This window comes from Rhizobium sp. L9 (assembly GCF_002531885.1).
Taxonomy (GTDB): Bacteria; Pseudomonadota; Alphaproteobacteria; order Rhizobiales; family Rhizobiaceae; genus Rhizobium.
The window spans coordinates 67,209-86,086 of sequence record NZ_NWSZ01000026.1; the positions used below are offsets into that span (position 1 = coordinate 67,209).

General features: G+C 58.4%; 17 protein-coding genes. 15 read left to right on the forward strand and 2 right to left on the reverse strand.

Annotated elements, in window-relative coordinates; all coding sequences use genetic code 11:
* Nucleotides 1–9 precede the first annotated feature (9 nt).
* Nucleotides 10–1,572, reverse strand: coding sequence for an aminoacyl-histidine dipeptidase (locus tag CO660_RS24755; protein ID WP_245421365.1), 1,563 nt, complete (start codon nt 1,570–1,572; stop codon nt 10–12).
* A 609-nt stretch (nt 1,573–2,181) separates the two neighbouring features.
* On the opposite strand from CO660_RS24755, the gene CO660_RS24760 reads away from it, so the two are divergent.
* The 15 genes from CO660_RS24760 to CO660_RS24830 all read left to right on the forward strand — a co-directional run bounded on the left by CO660_RS24760 (nt 2,182) and on the right by CO660_RS24830 (nt 17,562).
* A complete protein-coding gene (locus CO660_RS24760; protein WP_245421366.1) occupies nt 2,182–3,276 on the forward strand; it encodes a substrate-binding domain-containing protein in 1,095 nt (364 codons plus the stop codon).
* 55 nt (nt 3,277–3,331) lie between these two features.
* A complete protein-coding gene (locus tag CO660_RS24765) occupies nt 3,332–4,915 on the forward strand; it encodes a sugar ABC transporter ATP-binding protein (protein ID WP_097600957.1) in 1,584 nt (527 codons plus the stop codon).
* On the forward strand, nt 4,905–5,885 hold the full coding sequence (locus tag CO660_RS24770; protein ID WP_097600958.1) for an ABC transporter permease: 981 nt from the start codon (nt 4,905–4,907) through the stop codon (nt 5,883–5,885). Before CO660_RS24765 ends, CO660_RS24770 begins: the two co-directional genes overlap by 11 nt.
* A gap of 30 nt (nt 5,886–5,915) precedes the next feature.
* The gene (locus CO660_RS24775; RefSeq protein WP_097600959.1) at nt 5,916–6,776 is read left to right on the forward strand and encodes an NAD(P)-dependent oxidoreductase; all 861 of its coding nucleotides are present in this window, start codon (nt 5,916–5,918) and stop codon (nt 6,774–6,776) included.
* A 28-nt stretch (nt 6,777–6,804) separates the two neighbouring features.
* Nucleotides 6,805–7,512, forward strand: coding sequence for a GntR family transcriptional regulator (locus tag CO660_RS24780; protein WP_097600960.1), 708 nt, complete (start codon nt 6,805–6,807; stop codon nt 7,510–7,512).
* Between the two features lie 13 nt (nt 7,513–7,525).
* The gene (locus CO660_RS24785) at nt 7,526–8,641 is read left to right on the forward strand and encodes an isocitrate/isopropylmalate dehydrogenase family protein (protein WP_097600961.1); all 1,116 of its coding nucleotides are present in this window, start codon (nt 7,526–7,528) and stop codon (nt 8,639–8,641) included.
* Nucleotides 8,638–8,967 (forward strand): antibiotic biosynthesis monooxygenase family protein, encoded by a 330-nt coding sequence (locus tag CO660_RS24790; protein WP_097600962.1) that lies wholly within the window; start codon nt 8,638–8,640, stop codon nt 8,965–8,967. The genes CO660_RS24785 and CO660_RS24790 overlap by 4 nt, the downstream gene beginning before the upstream one ends.
* The gene (locus tag CO660_RS24795; protein WP_097600963.1) at nt 8,964–9,674 is read left to right on the forward strand and encodes a haloacid dehalogenase type II; all 711 of its coding nucleotides are present in this window, start codon (nt 8,964–8,966) and stop codon (nt 9,672–9,674) included. Before CO660_RS24790 ends, CO660_RS24795 begins: the two co-directional genes overlap by 4 nt.
* Before the next feature lie 14 nt (nt 9,675–9,688).
* Nucleotides 9,689–11,167: an aldehyde dehydrogenase gene (locus CO660_RS24800; protein WP_097600964.1), complete on the forward strand. Its 1,479-nt coding sequence runs from the start codon at nt 9,689–9,691 to the stop codon at nt 11,165–11,167.
* A 3-nt stretch (nt 11,168–11,170) separates the two neighbouring features.
* On the forward strand, nt 11,171–12,439 hold the full coding sequence (otnK, locus tag CO660_RS24805) for a 3-oxo-tetronate kinase (RefSeq protein ID WP_097600965.1): 1,269 nt from the start codon (nt 11,171–11,173) through the stop codon (nt 12,437–12,439).
* A complete protein-coding gene (gene otnC, locus CO660_RS24810) occupies nt 12,439–13,086 on the forward strand; it encodes a 3-oxo-tetronate 4-phosphate decarboxylase (RefSeq protein ID WP_097600966.1) in 648 nt (215 codons plus the stop codon). The genes otnK and otnC overlap by 1 nt, the downstream gene beginning before the upstream one ends.
* Before the next feature lie 46 nt (nt 13,087–13,132).
* Entirely contained in the window at nt 13,133–14,449 is a 1,317-nt protein-coding gene (locus CO660_RS24815; RefSeq protein WP_097600967.1) for an MFS transporter, read from the forward strand.
* Nucleotides 14,450–14,497: 48 nt separating this feature from the next.
* Nucleotides 14,498–15,220 carry a haloacid dehalogenase type II gene (locus CO660_RS24820; RefSeq protein WP_097600968.1) on the forward strand — a complete coding sequence of 241 codons (723 nt, stop codon included), beginning with the start codon at nt 14,498–14,500 and terminating at the stop codon, nt 15,218–15,220.
* Between the two features lie 67 nt (nt 15,221–15,287).
* On the forward strand, nt 15,288–16,142 hold the full coding sequence (locus tag CO660_RS24825; protein ID WP_097600969.1) for an NAD(P)-dependent oxidoreductase: 855 nt from the start codon (nt 15,288–15,290) through the stop codon (nt 16,140–16,142).
* Between the two features lie 139 nt (nt 16,143–16,281).
* Nucleotides 16,282–17,562, forward strand: coding sequence for a DUF3422 domain-containing protein (locus CO660_RS24830; protein ID WP_245421372.1), 1,281 nt, complete (start codon nt 16,282–16,284; stop codon nt 17,560–17,562).
* A 132-nt stretch (nt 17,563–17,694) separates the two neighbouring features.
* Here CO660_RS24830 and CO660_RS24835 read toward each other — a convergent pair whose 3' ends face one another.
* Nucleotides 17,695–18,735, reverse strand: coding sequence for a substrate-binding domain-containing protein (locus CO660_RS24835; RefSeq protein WP_097600970.1), 1,041 nt, complete (start codon nt 18,733–18,735; stop codon nt 17,695–17,697).
* Nucleotides 18,736–18,878 lie beyond the last annotated feature (143 nt).

Here is an 18,878-nt window from a genome sequence, read left to right on the forward strand (position 1 = left end):
GCGGGAGCCTCAGGTCCTCAGTTCGGAGAGCAGCGCCTTTAGGAGACGCCAGGTGGCTTCGACGGTGGTGTGGTTGAGGCGTTCGCGCGTCGTGTGAACGTCGAACGCCTCCGGTCCAATCGAGAGCATGTCGATGTCCGGCACCTTTTTGCGGAAGAGACCGAGTTCAAGGCTCGAATGCGAGACTTCGACGTGCGGCTGCTCACCGAATTCCCGCTCGTATGCCGCACGTCCGGCCGCCAGCATGCGGGACTTAGGGTTGTACGGCCACTCCGGGCAATCCGCGAATGTCTCGACCGATGCGCCCAGCCCGATCACTTCCGAAAGCTGCCGGATGCGATCGACGATGTTGTAGCGGCGCGAGCTGACCGCACTCGGGATCGTCGAGGTGATCTCGATGCGCTCCTGGTCGTTGGAGATCAGTGCGACGGTGTTGGAGCTCTCAACGAGGTTGTCGACAATAAGGCTGCGGCTCTGGACGCCATTCGGCAGCAGGCACATTGCGTTGACCGCGCCCGTTGCGACATTCTCCGAGAAGACGGAAAAGAACAGGCCCGAGTCTTCCTCAAATGTGATCTTCAGGTTCGGATCGCTTGTCGAGTATTCGGCCGCGATGGCTGCAGCCTCCGCTTCGATCTTGCTGCGCAAAGCCCCTAATACGGAGCGGTCAAAACTGATAAGCGCTTCGGCTTCACCCGGAATGACATAACGGTTCACGCCGCCCTCAAGTTTGGCGATGCTTACGTCACCTTCCTTGATCGCGAGGCGGAGCAAGCGACCGAGCAGTACGATCGCGTTCGCCCGCTCGAGATGAATATCGAACTCCGAATGGCCGCTGCTAAGGCCCGATACGCGTAGCCGCGCAGCTTCTTGTCCGTTAGGGCGCTCGGACCATTGCAGCGGGATTCTGAAGTGCGCAGAGATGTCGCCGGCGCAGCCTGCGAACAGCGACTTCGGATCATGCCAGTTCATGTCGAGCAGGCGCTTGCCTGTCAGTTTCGTGCCATCGAAATGCTGAGCGCCGCCTTTGCCGACTTCCTCCTGGACGGTCAAAACCACTTCCAGCGGCGGATGCGGGGTGTCGTCGGAAGCGAGAAGCGACATGGCGAACGCAACGCCGACCGTGTTGTCAGCGCCGAGCGTGGTTCCGGTTCCATGAATGAAGTCGCCGTCGAGGCGGAGCTTGATGCCTACGCTCTCGAAATCATGTTCTACCCCTTCATCGCTTTCGCAGACGATGTCCGTATGGCCGTGCAGGATAAGCGTCGGGGCATTCTCGTAACCGGGCGTTCCCGGCTTCTTAATGAGAAGGTTCCAGATTTCGTCTTGATAGACCTCAAGACCGCGGGCACGGGCAAAGTTAGCGATATGGTCGCTGACCTGCTTTTCATTGTAGGATCCGCGCGGGATTGCGCTTAGCTCCTCGAAGAAGCCGAAGAATACCGCTGGCTCCAGACCGGTCAGTACAGAATTGGTTTGAGGCGGCACGACTTTATTGGCAGATACGCTCATCTGCTCATCCTCCCTTATGAACATTGGGCAGTACTCTCTTGTCTTCGGAATCGCTTCCAAAGGATAATCGAATGATTGTACTGCGCTTCGCTTGGACCTATCCGGGTGAGTTCCTTCCAATCACCCTTGGAGCCGAACCTTGTTATTTTCGGAATTCAAATTCAAACGCATATTTTGGCGAAATAGGTGAGCAATTTTCATCTGAATTTCGCAATGCATGCGTTAACGCATACATTAATGCGTATGGACATGGCGTACGCAAGTGGCGGTGCGCGAATTCTGCTCAATGCAACGTTGAACTTTACTTATCGGCCAGCACTCTGCTTACTCCAAATGAGCGTGGATCGCCCAAGGCTCGAATCTCGGATCGAAGCCTGCCATCAAGCCATCGCGTGAACCTTTTCCGCTCGGCCCCACAATTCAGATTCAGCAGCCGCCTTGTACCTCTTCAATCCGTCTGCGTCGTTGTAGCCCACACTGCAACCGCAAATTTCCCTGATCTTGCGCTCGTTTGGTGATCTTGATGGTCTCAAGCCCGACCAGCAGGTTGACTCCGCCCCAAATCGGATTAATGTATACGTTACCGGATGCGAAGACGTACGCATTCGCGGTTTACTCGTTGGGAGGAGTCCAATGAACGTAGAAATTCGCAAGCCAATTCGTAGCCTGATGGCGGTCGCCGCCCTCGCTCTCAGCGCATCATATGCGCCCAGCGCGTTCGCGATCGACATCGACCAGCAGATCAAGGATATCGAGAGCCATCCGGCCAAGGGACCGAACGGCGAAGCGGCTACGCTCGCCAGCGATCTCAAGCTGTCGCCAGACGAGATCGAGAAGATCAAGGCCAAGCACGCCAAGGCTGCCATCGTGATGCACTACACGGCATCCGACTGGGCAAAGGCCCAGATGGCAGGACAAAAGAAGGCTCTTGAAGAGCTTGGCATTGAAATCGTAGCCACGACGGACGCAGGCTACCGCGCCGAACAGCAGGTTTCCGACATTGAGAGTGTCATGGCCCTCAAGCCGGACGTTATGATCACCGTCCCTGCCGAGCAGTCTGCCACGGCAGCAGCCTACAAGAAGGCTGCGGCTGCTGGGATTAAGATCGTCTTCCTCGACCAGACAGGCGCCGGAATGGTTGCCGGGAAGGACTACGTCAGCCTGGTTTCCTCGGACAACCGCGGCATGGGCAAGGTCGCCGCGCTACTTATGGCCAAGGCTCTCAATGGCAAGGGGGATATCGGCCTGATTCCGCACGCTTCTGACCTCTTCGCCACGAAGGAGCGCCTCGTGGGCTTCAGGGAAGCAATCAAGGATTACCCAGATATCAAGGTCGTGCAGGAAACGGGCGTCGGCGGTCCGGACTTCTCCAGTGAATCTGAGCGCGTAGCCTCCGCCATGCTGACCGCACATCCGAACCTCAACGGCATCTGGGCTGTATGGGACGTTCCGACCGAAGGCGTGCTCTCGGCAGCGCGTGCGGCAGGCGCCGCCAAGGATCTCGTGATCACGACGTGCGATCTGGGCGTGAATATCTCGCTCGACATGGCCAAGAAGGGCTATGTGAAAGGGACGGGCTCCCAGCGTCCGTTCGGCGCAGGTTATGCCGAGGGCATCCTTGCGGGATATGCTCTCCTTGGAAAGGACGCACCTCCTTACGTCGTGCTCCCTGCGCTTGCGGTTACCCGCGACAACCTGATCGAGGCATGGCCGCAGTCGAACGGCGACCAAGCTCCGAAGATCCTCACCGACGCAATGAACTAAAGGCGCGCGGGAGCGACTCCGGTCGCTCCCCATCCCCCGGCGGCGGACAACGACCATGAAACCTCAATCAATCACCGAAAGCGTCGCGGCCGTAAGGATGAGCGACGTCCGGAAATCGTTTGGCGGCGTGCACGCATTGCGCGGTGTCAGCCTGACGATCCAGCCTGGAACCATCCATGCGCTGGTCGGGGAAAACGGCGCGGGCAAGTCTACCCTGCTTAAGATCCTGCAGGGTATCGTCACACCGACAGAGGGATCCATCGAGGTCTTCGGCGAGCACATGTCGTCGAACTCTCCGGAGAACTCCCGCAGGCTCGGGATCGAGATGATCTTCCAGGACCTTAGCCTGATCCCCACGCTGTCGGTCGCCCAGAACATTTTCCTGAACCGCGAGCCCCGCCGCCTGTCGATCTTGGTCGACGAGCGCCGGGAAATCGCACAGGCAGCAGAAATCATCGGGCAGCTCAATCTGAGGGTCGATCCCCGGACAGCTGTTTCCGAACTCAGCCCTGGCCAGGCCCAGCTCACCGAGATCGCGAAGGCCATCCACCAGAAGGCCAGGATTCTAATCCTCGACGAACCGACCTCGTCGCTGAGCGCACAGGAAGCCGACACTTTGTTCGGCATGTTGAGGAAGCTCACCGCCGCGGGAACAGCCGTAATCTACGTTTCGCACCGCATGACCGAGATCATGACCATCGCGGACGAGATCACGATACTGCGTGACGGTCAGAACGTGACTTCCGGAAGGACTTCAGAGTTCACGCTTGACTCGATCGTGCAGCACATGGTCGGCAAGCGTGTTACGGGCTTCCAGTACCAGGCGCGCTCCATTGACCGCAGCGGTAATCCCGCGTTGACCGTGCGTAGCCTTTCCGGGCCCTCGGGAAAGCCCAGCGACGTCAGCTTCGACGTTCACAAGGGCGAGATCGTAGGGATCGCGGGCCTCATGGGCGCAGGCCGGAGCGAACTCGCCCGCCTCCTCTTCGGTGTCGACAAGAAGACTGCGGGAACCGTGGAGCTCAGCGGGAGGGCCGTGGAATTCAAGTCACCTTCGGACGCGATCAATGCTGGCATAGTGCTGGTTCCCGAGAGCCGCCACGACGAAGGTCTCGTCGTCGAGCACAGCGTCGGCGAAAATCTCGGCCTGCCGCAGATAGACCAGCTCGTCCGCGGCCCCTTCATCGACCGTCGGCGGGAAGGTTCGTTGACGTCCGATCTCATCAAGCAACTTAGGATCAAGACGCCCTCTGCGGAAAACAAGGTGAGGAACCTTTCCGGCGGAAACCAACAGAAGATCGTCATTGCGAAGTGGCTGGCTACCAACCCTTCGGTCGTCATCCTCGACGAACCGACAGCGGGCGTCGACATCGGCTCCAAGTCCGAAATCGTCGAACTGATCCGCAGCGTCGCATCGTCCGGCAAGTCTGTCATCGTCATCTCGTCCGAGCCAGCCGAGTTGCTGGCAACTAGTGACCGAATCCTCGTCATGAACAACGGACGGCTCGCGCGCGAGATCGAACGCGACGAAATCGAAAGCTGGGCCACCAGTGCCGGCGATGAAACGCAATCTCCGCTGATCCGCACCGAACTCGGTCTGCAGGTCGCGATTCAGAAGGCAACCCAAAATGTCCACTGAGGTCAAAGTCTTGAAGCCAGCGGCTGACTCACAATCTCTCCGCAGACCCTGGCACAGCAACTGGCGCGATTACGTCGTCTATATCGGCTTCGTCGTCATTTTCATCGTGTTTGCGATCCTGCTGCAGGACCGCGGTTTCCTTTCTTCGAATAACCTGCTGAACATCCTTCGGCAGACGGCGATCGTCGCGATCGTATCCATGGCGATGTCCTTCGTCCTCTCCGCAGGCGAAATAGATCTCTCCGTCGGCGCGATCGCTGGACTGTCATCCGTGATCGCTGGCCTGGTGCTGACGCATTATGGCCTTGTCCCTGGCATTCTGGCGGGTTTGGCGCTCGGTTTGCTGGTCGGCGCGATCAACGGCGGCCTCACAGCTTACCTCAACATTCCGTCGTTCCTAGTGACGCTCGGCATGATGGGGATCGCGCGCGGCGTCGGGATGTGGGTGAGCGGCACCTCCCCTGTTCCGATCATCGATGACACGTTCATCTTCATCTTCGGCTCCGGCAACATCGGTCCCGTTCCCGTGCTCGTCCTATGGGTCGCCGTTCTCGGCACCCTCGCCCATATCGCGCTGCGCAAGACTCCATTCGGCCGCAAGGTGATGTCCGCAGGCGGCAACCCGATCGCAGCCCGCTACAGTGGCGTTGATGTCCGAAAGATCAAGTTCCAGGTGCTGCTGCTTACCGGAACAGCCGCTGCGATCGCGGGCATGCTCTATGCCGGGCGCCTGCAGTCGGGACGCTTCCAGCTTGGCGAGGGCGACGAGCTGTCCGTCATTGCAGCCGTGGTGCTTGGTGGAACCAGCCTCTTCGGAGGACGCGGAACCGTGATCGGTTCCATCGTCGGCGCCCTGCTCATCGGTGTCATCAACAACGGGCTGATCCTTGGCGGTCTCGACTTCAGCCAGCAGCTGATCGCACGCGGGATGCTCATCATCCTCGCCGTCGCGGTCGGCCGCAGCCGCTAACCATAACAGATATTCAGGAGGAATATTTCAATGCGAGTAATAGTGACAGGCGGAAGCGGCAAACTTGGCCGGGCCACGATCAAGGATCTTCTCGAGAACGGCCACGACGTCGTCAACGCCGATACAGTCGAGCCGCGATCGAACACGTGCCCGTTCATCAAGGTCGACTTCGAGGACATGCGGGCGACCATGGAGGCCATCGCTGGCTACGATTGGAATCACGACCGGAGGACCGATGCCGTAGTGCATCTGGCCGCCGTCCCGATGCCGGGCCGTGTTCCCCCGGCCGAGGTCTTCCGGGTGAATACGATCTCGACCTTCAACGTGTTCGAATCCTGCAGGCTGCTCGGCATCAAGAACATTGTCTGGGCATCAAGCGAGACGCTGCTCGGCATCCCTTACGCGATCAAGCCGGACTACTTCCCTGCCGACGAGGAGTATGAATCCCGCCCCGAAACGTCCTACTCGCTCTCCAAGCACCTCGGCGAGGAGATGGCCAAGCAGTATTGCCGCTGGGACAAGGATTTCAAGATCGTCTGCCTCCGCTTCTCTAACGTTATGGACGAGAGCGAATATGCGGGCTTCCCGGACTTCGAGAAGGACCCAGGCAGCCGTCGCTTTAACCTGTGGACCTACATCGATGCCCGCGACGGTGCGCAGGCCATCAGGCTCTCGCTTGAATGGCAGGGTACGGGTGCTGAAGTCTTCATCATCGCTAACGACGATAGCGTGATGAGCACGTCAAACGAAGAGCTCGTGGCGAAATGGTATCCGGGCGTTCCGTTCAAGCGTCCGGCCCACGGGACCGAAACCTTGCTTTCGATCGAGAAAGCTAGGTCCGTTCTCGGATATAAGCCTGAGCACAGTTGGCGCAGATATGCCGAAGGCTAAACAAACCAGCCAGACCAGGAGGAATCACATGGCGTCGACCAGTCAATCCGAAACGGCCGAGATCAGGGAGGAATCCTTTGCGAAAACTATGACCGCGACGGCTCACCTCAAGCTTCGGCAGCTTATCTTGAACAACAAATGGCCGCCTGGCTTCCAGGCAACCGAGCAGGAGGTCGCTTCTCAGCTCGGCATGAGTCGCACCCCTGTCCGCGAGGCGCTCATGCGCCTGCAGCAGGACGGTCTCGTTTCTGTGATCCCCCGCCACGGCATGCGTGTTCTTCCCGTGTCGACGGCGGATATGAAGGAGATCTACGAGATCCTCACGTCCCTCGAAAGTACGGCGGCCGAACTAGCCGCCGGGCGCGGCCTTACCGAGGAGCAGCTTCATGGTCTGGAAAGGGCGACCGCCGACATGGATCACGCATTGTCGGAAGACGATCTGGAAGGCTGGGCGCAGGCCGATGCGCGGTTCCACGAACAGCTCTTGGAGCTGGGCGGAAACCAGATGCTGAAGTCGGTGGTGCTCAACTTCATCGACCGTGCACATCGCGTTCGGATGCTGACTTTGAAGATGCGTCCGAAGCCCGTGAATTCCACGCGCGAACACGCCGCTCTGGTGGAGGCAATTCGCGCAGGAGACCGCGAGAAGGCCAGAAACATTCACAGGGCGCACCGCGAGCGTGCGGGCACGGAACTGCTCGCTCTCCTCGAACGCCTCGGGCTCAATCATCTTTAGAATAGGCTGAATAATGTCATCCCTGAAAAACTCGTTCAAGATCGCAGTCCTTCCTGGAGACGGTATCGGCCGCGAGGTCATGCCCGCTTGCCTCGAAGTCATCGACGCTGCCGTCAAGGTGGCTGGCGCACCACCCATGTCCTTCGAAACCCATCAGGCAGGCGCACAATTCTACGCCGAGTCCGGGGAAGCCCTGCCCGCGAGCGCTCTTGAAGCATGCCGCAAGGCCGATGCGATCCTTTTCGGCGCCATGGGCTGGCCAGACATCCGCTTCCCTGATGGCACGGAGATTATTCCCCAGCTCGACCTGCGCATGGAGTTCGGCCTTTTCGCAGGGGTACGCCCCATCCGCTGGTTTCCGGGACTACCAAAGGTGCTGTCAGATCCGCGTGCAGAAGGGATCGATTTCGTCCTTATCCGCGAACAGACCGAAGGCCTGTTCTACGCCCGAGGCCGTGGAGAGATCCGGGACGACCAGGAAGCTTACGACACGATGCAGATCACCCGCGCGGGTACCGAGCGGGTCACCGAATTCGCCTTCCAGATCGCAGCGCAGCGCAAGCGCCGTGGGAGGCCCGGTGTTGTTACCTGCGTGGACAAGGCCAACGTCTTCAGCTCGATGGCCTTCTTCAGGAAGATTTTCGACGAAGTGGCAGAGAAGCATCCGGACGTCCAGAAGGACTACGCCTACGTCGATGCGCTTGCGCTCAATATGGTGAAGAAGCCTTGGGCCCTAGACGTTCTCGTGACTGAGAACATGTTCGGTGACATTCTGTCCGACCTCGCAGCCGGACTGATCGGCGGCATGGGAATGGCCGCCTCCGCCGACATCGGCGAGCACTACGGACTGTTCCAGCCCGCTCACGGAACGGCGCCTGACATCGCCGGGAAAGGCGTCGCCAACCCCAGCGCCATGATCCTGTCGGGAGCAATGATGCTCGACTGGCTGGCGGTGAAGCATCGCGAGCCGAAACTTGCTGATGCCGCGCGTCTTATCGAGGCTGCGGTCGAGCACACCCTCTCCACGAAGACCGCGGTTCCGATGGAATACGGCGGCGGAGCCAACTGCGCGGACATGACCCGCAGCGTCATCGGCGCGCTCGGCGCTGTCCGGAAGGAAGTCGCATGAGCGCGGCCGCTTGCACGGGATACGTCGTCGTCGTCGAATTCATCGTCCAGAGAGAGTTCGCAGAGCGCTTCCACGTGGCGATAATCGAGAACGCCGCCAAATCGCTGCGTGACGAACAGAATTGCCAAGTGTTCGACGTCTGCCGCGATCCAAAGCGACCGGAGCGCATCTACCTCTATGAAGTTTACGGCTCAAAGGCTGATTTCGACTTCCACCTGAAGACGCCGCACTTTCTCAGCTTTGATGGGACCGTTCGCGACTGGGTCGCCGAAAAGCACGTCGAGACGTTCGAACGGGTGTCGGCAGGAAAGAAGGAACAATTGTGATGTCCGGTATCAAGGCGATTGTCTTTGACACTTTCGGCACGGTCGTCGACTGGCACGGCTCAATCATTCGCGATCTTACGGCATGGGGAAACGCCCAGGATATGAACGTCGATTGGGCCGATCTCGTCGACCGCTGGCGTGATCGCTACAATCCGCAGAAGGCGCGCGTGCGAAGCGGCGAGCTGCCGTGGACGAACCTCGACGAACTGCATTTCGACGCACTTAAGGCGGTTTTCGACGAGATGGCACTTCCCGAGTTTGATCACGACCGAATGATGCATATCAACAGGGTCTGGCATCGTCTGGAAGGCTGGCCGGACGCCTCGCGCGGCCTGCACAGGCTGAAGACAAAGTTCATTATTGGCCCCCTGTCGAACGCCAATGTCGCCATCCTGGTCAACATGGCGAAGCACGCAGACCTTCCTTGGGACAACGTGTTCTCCTGCGAGTTATTCCAACACTACAAGCCCGATCCCGAGACCTATCTCGGTGTCTGCAAGCTCCTCTATCTGGAGCCGGACGCCGTCATGATGTGCGCCGCGCACAACTACGACCTGGCCGCCGCGCGCAGCCTGGGTCTCCGAACCGCATTCATCGCAAGACCCACCGAATACGGCAAGGGTCAGACAACCGACCTGACGGCCGAGCAGGACTGGGACTACGTCGCCGACGATCTCGAAGACCTTGCTCGACAGCTCGGATGCTAGAAGAGAGAAAGACAATGCAGACATACAAGATGTTCATCGACGGCCGCTGGGAGGACGCTGCCAGCGGCGAGACCTTCGAGACGAAGAACCCCTTCAACGGCAAGGTCTGGGCAGCGATCCCGAAGGGCGGCAAGGAAGACGCCGAACGCGCGATCGAGGCTGCGTACCGGGCCTTCACCAGCGGCTCATGGCCGACGCTCACCGCCAGCGCACGCGGTCATCTTCTTCGACGCCTTGGTGACCTCATTGCAGAGAACGCCGAGCATCTCGCTCGGACCGAGGTCACTGATAACGGCAAGCTCATCAACGAGATGCTGTTCCAACTCAAGTACATTCCTCAGTGGTACTACTATTTCGGGGGTCTCGCCGACAAAATCGAAGGCGCGGTCATCCCAATCGACAAGCCGGAGACTTTCAACTTCACTCGGAACGAACCGCTCGGCGTGTGCGTGGGCATCACGCCATGGAACTCCCCCCTTCTGCTGCTTGCCTACAAGCTGGCGCCGGCGCTCGCTGCCGGGAACACTTTTGTCGCAAAGCCGTCCGAGTTCACGTCCGCCTCCACATTGGAATTCGCCAAGCTTGTCGAACAGGCAGGCTTTCCAGCGGGCGTCTTCAACGTCGTCACTGGTTTCGGTGCGGATGTCGGCGGGACGCTGACCACGCACAAGCACGTCGCCAAGATCGCCTTTACGGGCAGCGAAGCGACCGGTCGCAAGATCGGCGAGCTAGCTGCCCGCAACTTCAAGAAGGTCACCCTCGAGCTCGGCGGCAAGAGCCCCAACATCGTCTTCGACGACGCCGAGATCGACAACGCGGTGAACGGGGTCATTTCAGGCATCTTTGCAGCGACTGGCCAGACCTGCATCGCGGGTTCGCGGCTTCTCGTCCAGCGCAGCATCCACGACCAGTTCCTGGAGAAGATCGTCAATCTCGCCAAGACGGCGCGCATGGGTGACCCGCTGTTGACGAACACGCAGGTCGGCCCTGTGACGACGCCGCCGCAGCTCGAGAAGATCCTCGGATACATCGATATCGCTAAGAACGAAGGCGCGGAATGCGTTCTCGGTGGCGGCAGACCGAGCAATCCCGAACTTTCCAACGGATGGTTCGTCGAGCCAACCATCTTCTCGGGCGTCCGCAACGACATGCGGATCGCGCAAGAAGAAGTCTTCGGTCCCGTGCTTTCGGTAATCCCGTTCGACACCGATGAGGAAGCGGTGCATATCGCCAACGACACGAACTACGGCCTTGCCGCCGGGTTCTGGACGCAGGACATGCGCCGCATCCTCAAGGTCTCGGCAGCCATCCAGGCGGGCACCGTCTGGGTGAACACTTACCGCGTCATCAGCTACATGTCGCCGCTCGGCGGTTACAAGCACTCCGGCATCGGACGCGAGAACGGCATGGCCTCGATCCAGCAGTACATGCAGACGAAGAGCGTGATGATCTCGACGGCCGAGGACGTTGCCAACCCCTTCATCATGAGGTGATCCATGGCAATCTCCGGAAAGCTGGTCGTCGGCTGCGTGGCAGACGACTTCACGGGAGCGACGGACGTCGCCAATATCTTCGCACGGGGCGGGCTGAAAGCCACAGTCGTCATTGGCGTTCCCGATGATGACCGGGAAATCGACGCCGACGCCATCGTCGTCGCGCTGAAGACGAGGACGATCGCCAAAAAAGCGGCGGTCGAGGAATCGCTGACGGCTCTCCGGTGGGTTCGACGTCGAGGAGCGGAGAAATTCTTCTTCAAATACTGCTCGACCTTCGATTCCACGGCCGAAGGTAACATCGGGCCGGTTACGGATGCCATGTTGGCGGAGATTGGGGAAACCTTCACCATCGCGTGTCCGGCGTTTCCGGCGAACGCTCGGACGATCTATAAGGGCAACCTGTTCGTCGGCGACGTGCCGCTAAACGAGTCGGGAATGCGCAACCATCCGCTGACACCGATGACGGATGCAAACCTGCTACGGGTTCTAGGCCCGCAGTCCAAGGCCGAGATCTGCGGCTGCTACTATGACACCGTAAAGCACGGGGCATCCGCGATCGGCGAATGGCTTGCGACAGCGGACAAGGGTGCGTCCCAGATCGCTGTCGTCGACGCGATAACCGATGGGGATCTCATCGAGATCGCGAAAGGGTTCAAGGATCTCAAGCTGTTCACCGGAGCGTCCGGTCTTGCCTACGGGCTGACTCATTATCTCGTTCGTGACCAGGCCAGCCCGGAAGTCCCTCTCTCTCTCGGTAGGGAGGGACATCGCGCGGTTATTTCCGGGAGTTGCTCCGTCGCCACCAACGATCAGGTTGCGGCAATGCTGGCCGATCACGAGGGTTTCCGGATCGACGTTGCAAGGCTCGCTGAAGGAAGAGATGTCGTCCGAGAGGCTATCGAGTGGTCGTCCGGACGGCTCGGCAAGAAGCCGCTGCTCATCTACGCCACCGCCCAGCCCGACGAGGTGAAGGCCAACCAGCGCAGGATGGGTGTCTCGGCATCCGGCGACCTTGTAGAGAAGGCCCTGTCTGAGATCGCGCGCAAGCTAGTAGAGAACGGAGTGAACGAACTGATCGTGGCCGGAGGAGAGACGTCCGGTGCCGTCGTGAAGTCGCTCGGCGTTGACCAGCTCGCGATCGGCAACGAAATCGCTCCCGGCGTGCCGTGGGTCGGAGCGATGAGCAATGGTCGCCCCCTCTCGCTTGCGTTGAAGTCCGGCAACTTCGGTGGCCGGCGTTTCTTCATCGATGCATGGGATCGTCTCTGATGACCGCGACGATATCCGAGGAAACAAAGGTTCGAGACGAGATCGTCGACGTGGGCAAGTCGCTTTTCGACCGGGGCCTGACAGCCGGCTCGACAGGAAACATAAGCGTCCGGCTTTCGGATGGTCGCATGCTAATGACACCGACAAACGCGTCGCTCGGCGGGCTCGATCCGGCAAGGCTCTCCTGCTTCTCGGCCCACGGCGTGCACGAGAGCGGAGACAATCCGACCAAGGAGGCTTTCCTTCATCAGTGCATGTACTGCGGCAAGGATGGTCGGCGCGCGGTCGTGCATCTGCACTCGACCTATTCGGTGGCCGTCAGCATTCTCAGACACGTTAACGAGCGGGACGTAATGCCGCCATTGACAGCCTATTACGTCATGCGCGTCGGCTTCCTGCCGCTTGTGCCGTATTTTCCTCCCGGAGACGAAGCCCTGGCCGCGTCGGTAGGAGCCGCCGCGGCAGATCATCATGCCGTGCTGATGGCTAACCATGGTCCGGTCGTCGCGGGGAAGACTCTCAAGGATGCCCAGTACGCAACGGAAGAACTGGAGGAAACTGCAAAGCTCTTCATGTTGCTGCAGAATCATGAAATCCGACCGCTCACACAGGAGCAGAGGAGCACTCTGATCGACCAGTCAAAGTGACGGGCCTAGGCGGAGCAAAACACATATATAATCGTGAGGAGAACGCATGATGGAACGCGCCGACAATGCGACGATATCGCGCGTCGAAAGAGTGGGCGAGGACACAGAGGACGCCCTCTACAGAAAGGTAACGCTGCGGCTGCTGCCAATCCTTCTTGCCTGCTACACGATTTCGTACCTGGACCGCATCAACATCAGCTTCGCCAAGATCCCCATGAATGCTGAGCTAAACTTTAGTGAGGCAGTTTACGGGCTCGGAGCTGGGCTGTTCTTCATCGGCTACGCACTTGCCGAAGTCCCGAGCAACTTGATGCTTCACCGCTTTGGAGCGAGACGGTGGCTGGCGCGAATCCTGTTTACCTGGGGCTGCATCTCCATGGCGATGCTGTTCGTGTACTCGGAACTCTCCTTCTACTTTCTTCGAATCATGCTTGGTATTGGCGAAGCCGGGCTCTTTCCGGGTGTAATCTTCTATCTGCTCAATTGGTATCCGGCCCATCGCCGCGCACGCATCACGTCGCTGCTCTATCTCGCAGCGCCCTTCGCTGGCGTGTTAGGCGCTCCGGTGTCGGCATTCATCATCGCTGGAACACATGGCGCGCTAGGTATGTCAGGCTGGCAATGGATGTTCCTACTCGAAGGACTTCCGGCGGTATTGATGGCGCTCGTCGTCTTCAAATGGCTGACCAACAGCATCGAGGAAGCTTCGTGGCTTTCGCCTTCCGAGAAGAAGACGCTGCATGGCAATCTCAATACCGAAGACCTTCGCAAGCATGACATCGACTTCAGGGCTATCTTCTCCGACAAAGGCGTGCTGCTGCTCGCGGGCATCCTGTTCGGGATCGTTCTCTCCCAGACAGGCGTCTTCTTCTACATGCCGTCACTCATCCGAAATGCGGGCGTGACCGACACTATCGAGCTGGGGATATTATCGGCGGTCCCATACGGGGCGGCGGTCGTCGTTATGCTGCTCGTCAACCGTCATTCGGACAATGTCGGCGAGCGCCGCTGGCACCTGTTTGCTAGCTGTATGCTTGGCATCTCGGGCTTCATCGTCAGCACGGTCTTCAAGGCGAACATAGTGCTAGTCGTCCTTGGCATGAGCATGGCGATCAGCGGCGTCATGGCATCGCTTCCTGTCTTCTGGACGCTTCCGACTGCGGTGCTGAAGGGCAAGGCTGCGGCTACGGGTATCGCGTTCGTTAACAGCATCGGCCTCACCGCCGGTTTCGTCGCACCCTTCATCATCGGTTACCTGACGACCATGACGGGAAGCCCGGACACCGGCATCTATCTCGTCGCAGCCGTCTGGACCGTTACTGCGCTGATCGCTCTGATGTACGTGAAGCCCAAAATTGTCTGATCGAATGGCGGGCAACAGCGTCCGGCCGCTCAAAAAGGAGACTTTGAGATGCCCGATTTCAAGGACGTAAAGCTTCTCGGTTTCGACGTGTTCGGCACCGTTGTCGACTGGCGAGGCAGTGTCGCTCGTCACGTCGAGAAGTTCTTTTCCTCGCAAGGCATCGCTATTGATCCGTATAAATTCGCCACCGACTGGCGCTCTCTCTATCAGCCGGCAATGGAAAGAGTTCGTACGGGTGAGCGCTCCTGGGTACCCCTTGACGTCTTGAACCTGGAAAATCTGAAAGTGACTTTGGCTTACAGCGGCGTCGATGCTACACGGTTTACTGCGCAAAGCCTCGATAATCTTAACAAGGCCTGGGAAAGGCTCGACCCGTGGCCGGACTCGGTCGCCGCGATCGATCGCCTTAAGCGGAGATTCGCCGTCGGTCCGATCTCTAACGGACACGTGGCGGGTATGCTGTGGCTCTCCAAGTATGCCTCCTTGCGTTGGGACGTCATTCTGGGCGCCGAAATGGCGAAGAACTACAAACCACGTCCCGAGGTCTATTTCAGGTCGGCGGAGAGCGCCGGCCTGTCGGTCGAGGAGACCGCGATGGTCGCCGCCCACAATGACGATCTTGAGGCTGCGCGAGGGTGCGGAATGAAGACCTTTTTCGTCCTTAGGTCGACCGAACATGGGCCGGATCAGACCACTGATCTGGTGGCCGACGACGAGTGCGACATAGCTGTCAAGGATCTGGCAGAGCTCGCCGACGTTCTCGGATGCTAACGGAAAAGGCGCTGAAGTTGAGACATTTTTGCATCGACGCCTAGAAGCTACGAAGGGAGATTATCTCATGAAAATTCTGGTAACTGGAAGCAGTGGAAGAGTTGGACGGGCTGCGATTGAGCGCCTTCTTGAAGAGGGGCATCAGGTTATCGGGATTGATGCGGCACCATCCTCCGACACCAGATGGCCCTCCGCTAAGGTTGACATGCGGGATTACGGCCAGGTTCTGGATGCGGTCGTTGACCTCGAACCGAAAATTGATGCGATTGTTCATCTTGCTGCGATTGTGGGCGCGAAAGTCGCTCCGAGCACGCACATATTTCACACAAATACCGCCATCAGTTACAATGTTTTCCAGGCGGCAAAGATCGCAGGCGTCAAAAACATTGTTTTTGCAAGCAGCGAGACCCTGCTTGGCATCCCGTTTACCGAGCCACCTCCCTATTTCCCGGTCGACGATAGCGTCACCTCAAAGCCGGAAAGTAGTTACGCTCTGTCCAAACTTGTGGACGAAGCCGTCGCAGCCGAGTTTTGCCGTTGGGATCCTTCTCTCAAGATGATTGGTCTGCGGTTTTCCTGGGTAAAGGAACCCCACCAATACAATGAGTTCAAGGCTACCGAACAGAATCCAGAACTTCAGAAATGGAACCTGTGGTCTTACGTCGACAGCCGCGACTGTGCCCAAGCTATTTCGCTTGCGTTGAACTCAGACCTCAGCGGGTTCCATCATTTTGTGATCGCAGCAGATGATACCGTAATGGCGCAGCCAACACATGCGCTTATGGCCACCTACTATCCCGATGTTCGGATCCAAGGACAGATTGACGAGCATGGCAGCCTCGTTTCAAGCCGGTTAGCCCGAGACGTTCTCGGATATTGTCCGAAATATAGCTGGCGCGACAATCGTGCGGACGTTTCTTAGAGGGTAGACGTTCAGCGGCTCTTCACGGAGCACTTACCGGGCCGGTGGATTCTTTGCGCCAGCGGGGCTGTCAAGTTGATTGCGTACGGTTCATATAGGTTCGCCGGTTCGGGTGTTGATGGGAATGGGGAAAATAGACGTGACTTTTAATTGCGCAGAAGAACCAGTTTCGGTGACCACACCAGCTTCCACGCTCCATGTCTCCAGTCCACCTCCTTTTAAGCTGGAGACAGCCGACTTCAACTCCGAGCTTCACGCGCGGCCGTCGATCTATTTCACCGGTCCGGCGATCGTCGAGCACATTGCTTTCATGCCCTTGGATGGGGCGATCAAGGAGTTCCACGATAGCCTGAAAGTCGATGACGAGATTTCAGTCAGGGTCGAACGGCATACTGAATTCGTCACGGTCACACGCCTGCGGAAATTGCATTCGGAGCCCGGGCGTTGGCCGGAATCGGATCTCACCGAGGATGATTTTGCGCGGCTGGCAGGTTTGTATGCTCCTCGTCTTGTTTGCCACGTCAGTATCCTTGTCCTGGGAGATCCTCCTGAGGAATTGGGACCGGTTCTGAAATCCTTCGATTTCGGCGATACCGCGGCGTCTTCGATTGGTGGTGGGTCGGCGCAAGTCTGCTCCGATTTTCGGGTCAGACCTGACAATTCAAGCAGGATCATCCTGTTCAACAAGGACCTGAACGCGCATCGCCTGGGGCGCATGGTGCGTCGCATCTGCGAGGTAGAAACCTATAGAGCAATGGCACTGCTCGGATTGCCGGAGGCGCGACGCCTTGCCCCCCTTCTCGGCGCATATGATGCGGAGCTCGTTCAACTGACCAATCGCAACTTGAGTACTCCGGCACATCAGCACAAGGACCTGCTTAACGAGATCACGGTTCTTTCGTCGCATATCATCTCGGCCACTGCAGAAACCAGAAACAGGTTCGGAGCGACCGCTGCCTACGCCAAAATCGTTGAAGAGCGGATAGCCCTCCTACGGGAAACCCATGTCCCCGGCTTCCAACGTTTTGGTACCTTTGTCGAACGACGTTTCAAGCCTGCAGTTCGAACCTGCGAGGCGACCGCCCTGAGGCTCGAGCAGCTATCTCGAGCTACGATGCACCTGCTCGATCTGCTGCAGACCCGAATTCAGGTCGAAATCGAATTTCAAAACGCGACACAGATTCAAGCAGTGGCCGATCGGGCTGCGACGCAGGTCAAGATCCAGCGCGCGGTCGAAGGCTTTTCGATTATCGCGATCAGCTATTATCTGATGAGCTTGCTGAAGTTGATATATGAGACAGCAGATCACGCGGGGTTCCATTTCGATCCGGTGATCATGCTTATTGCCGTTCCTGTGGTTGTTGGAACTGTTGCGATCACTATCCTCCGAGTCAGGCATGCTCTGAAAGGAGAGAACTAGAGCTGGAGGCGGTGGAAAATCCCTCAGACTTTGCCAACCCGATCTGCCCGCTCGCAGAGCCAGCTTCCCGGCTTGAGGTTAATGGACAACCCTCCGCAGCTCACAGTTTAAGACCTTAAGCAAGTCGCCGGACTATGCCGGCAAGTTTTCGGGAAAAACCACGTTGAACGGCAAAGTCCGGTTTGGCGCGACCGCGCGTAAGCCTGTGATGGATGCAATCATCTCGTCAATGACGGCACGTGCGAATGCCTCGACCGGTAAACAAAGGACGCAGGTGATAATACCGTCGATGAGGGCGGATCGTGTCGCGCCGGTGAGATCGTTGCATACAACGACTGGTCGCTGCCCACTGCTGTGCGTTCGAATTGCCTCAATGATACCGTCCCGTCCCCCACCCGCATCGTAGATCGCGGCCAGATCGACGTGACGGTCAAGGAGGATTGTCGTGACTTCTCGAGCCACCTCTGGATCATCGAGATTGACAATAGTCTCAAGCAGCCGCGCTTCGTCTCCTATTTCGCGGAAAAAGGATCGAAATCCTATCTCACTGACTTCTTGGCCTCGGTATCTATGACTTCCCACGAGTGTGGCAATTTTACCTTTGGCAGGGGCCATCCTGGAGATGATGAAAGCGCCTGTGCGGCCGACCTTGCGGCTATCTAGACCGATATACCCGGTGACCCCGCTGGCGGAAATTCCTGATAACAAAGTGAAGACTGACTTCCTTTGGAGATTTAATTCATCGATGGCTTCGACGACAAGCGGATGTTCGATCGCTACGCACGCAACTGCGTCGGTCCTGGTCCCTACCTCTAGAATTTTCTTTCCCAGCGACCTGGCAGAAATCTCGTCCACGAAGACGATCTCAAGCTTGCCGCTGACCTCGAGTCTCGACGAAAACTCTCGACGGAGAGCAGTGGCAACGTTCTGATAAAACGGATCCGCCTGCTTCTGAAGCACGAATCCTAGGCGAACGTTTGCGATCCTCGCCGACACCCGGCGCCGTATGAGGGGCAGCGCGTGATAACCGAGCTGCTCTGCAGCCTCTTTGACGCGATCGACAGTTTCTTTTCTCACGGGTGCCCTGCCGTTCAGGACCCTGTCGACTGTCGCCAAGCCAACGCCTGCAACCTGTGCGACATCGGCCGCTGTCGGTCTTCGTTTTGCCGCCAATTCCCATCCTCTTTCTATGCAAGGCTTCTACCTCGCCGCTGACAGGATTCCCCAGTCCCGTGGACTTGGCAAGCCGTATTTATGATAAGTTTATCATCAAATACTAGGCGACAATGATAAGTTTGATAGAAATCATCATCGCA